Genomic DNA, 2,257 nt, shown 5'->3' with positions numbered 1-2,257 from the left:
CGGTGTGGATCGGGTTGTGGTCGCCGGACACCACCGCGAACGGCCGCATGTCCGCCGGTGCGGTCATGGTGATGTCGCGACGGCGGCGGCGCGGGGTATCGGTGGTGCCGCCTACGGCGGAGATCGCACCGCCGGCCCGGGCCGGGTCGGTGAGCTCGGCGGCACCGGTGCGGCCGCGGATCGCGAACCGCTCCGCCAGGGTGGCCAGTACCGTGCCGCCGCTTGTCGCGACCGTGACCGAGACCGGGACGACGCGGCCCACCTCGGTATCGGTGACGGCGGAAACCGTTGCGGTGGCCTTCAATTGGGTCGGTACGTCGGGCAGTGGACTCAGCAGGTGCACGGCGTGGTCCAGATGCACCAGGGAGAGCAGACCCTCCACCACCGGCAAACCGGTGTCGGTGACCGCCGAGCCGATGACCGCGAACACCGCAGGCCAGCAACGCCCGACCAGCGCGTCGGGCACCGTGGACGGCCCCGGAGCTAGCGACGCGCCGAAGGTGGCGGTGACGCCGGTGTGGTCGGCGACCAGTTCGGGGTCCCAGTCGACGGTCAGGTGGGCCGTGCCGTCATGTACCGGTGGCAGCGCGTCCGGCCCGTCGACGCCGGCGGCGATGGCCAACACCGAGCGCATCGCCGCCGCGGCGTCGTCGTCCCGCACCAGCGGGGTGGCGCCGTCGGCGACGGGTGCCGGCAGCGTGAACCGGATGTCGATCCAGGTGCCCGACAGCGGAACGCTCAGCGTCACCTGGTCATCGGAGACGACTTCCAGCCGCGCCCTGGTGGGCGAGTGGGTGGCAGTGCGGTTTTCGTGCACCTGCCACTCGTTGGCGCCGGCAATGCGGTGCACCGGGTTGGCCGCGGTGCGGCCAGCCCACAGCACGTCGGGAACGTCGAGCATGACGGCGAGCGGCCCGCTGACGCCGGCGCGGCCCTGCCGGCGCGCGGTCACCGGCGCCGGCTCTGCCCCGGCTGACAGCAGCTGATCGATCGCCGTCTGCTCGAACCGGTCCAGCAGCTCGCCGACGGGTTCGTCGACGCGGGTGATGCCGGCCACCGACGCGATGCCGGGGATGATGCACACCTGGTCGGCGTCGTAACGGGCATCGTGGGCCTGCCACAGTGAGTCGCTGCGCCACCAGCGGCGCACGTCGGAATCGATCACCGGCACGAAGTTGACCGGTTTGCCCAGCGTCTTACAGAGCGTCACGAAGAACGCCACGTCGGCTGGGTGCAGTTGCACGGTCTCGGCGTCGGGGTAGCGGGCCAGCAGGGTGGCGATGGCATCGGCTGGCCGTTCCAGCAGCTGCTCGTCGTCGAACAGCGTCTCGATGGAACCGAAATCTTGCTCGTGCAGCCGGGATTCAGCGCGCTGCAGCATCGCACCGAATCGGTCTCGCCAGGTGTCGGCCAGCCACGGGCTGCCCGGTGCGGTGGAGGCGGGGTATACAGCGGTGAAGTCTCCGTCCCCGATGCTCAACTCGACGTAGCGGCGCAGCCACTGGGCGTAGGTCATCTCGGCGGCGTCGCCGAAGTAGGGCTTGGCGGTGTTGGCCAACGCTGCGATAATCTCGTCGCGGCGCGCCGCGACCGCGTCGGCGTCGCCGGCGACCTGGTCGAGCAGCCGCCCGCACCGCGACGCGGTGTTGTCGATCTCGTGGATGTCCGCGCCGAGCTGGCTGCGGCTGGAAGCCATGCCGCCCTGGGCTTTTCCGGCGCTGATCCACTGGTCCGTGCCCTGCGTGTCGACCAGCATCCGCTTCACCGACGGCGAGGTGGTGGATTCTTGGGTGGCCATCGCGGCGGTGCCGACCAGAATGCCGTCGATGGGCATCGACGGGAACCCGTGCGCTGTCGCCCAGTGGCCGCAAAGGTATTCGGCAGCCCGCTCCGGGGTCCCGATTCCGCCGCCGACGCAGACGGTGATGTTCGGCTGCGAGCGCAGCTCCGAGTAGGTGGCCAGCAGCAGGTCGTCGAGGTCCTCCCAAGAGTGGTGCCCGCCGGCGCGCCCGCCCTCGACGTGCATGATGACCGGCTTGGTGGGTACCTCCGCGGCGATGCGGATCACCGACCGGATCTGCTCCACGGTGCCCGGTTTGAACACCACGTGGCTGATGCCGACCCCGTTCAGTTCGTCGATGAGCTCGACGGCGTCTTCCAGGTCGGGGATGCCGGCGCTGACCACCAGCCCATCGATCGGCGCACCGGATTGGCGGGCCTTTTGCACCAGCCGCTTGCCACCGACCTGCAGCTTCCA

At 70.4% G+C, this 2,257-nt stretch carries 1 protein-coding gene; it reads right to left on the bottom strand.

Annotated elements, in window-relative coordinates:
• The coding region (locus AC2VOP_RS18995) for a fatty acid synthase subunit beta domain-containing protein (RefSeq protein WP_486962408.1) at positions 1-2,257 on the bottom strand (2,257 nt) is incomplete at both ends.

It is taken from the genome of Mycobacterium sp. TH-M106 (assembly GCF_057473765.1).
This window is presented reverse-complemented; position numbering and strand designations above follow the sequence as displayed.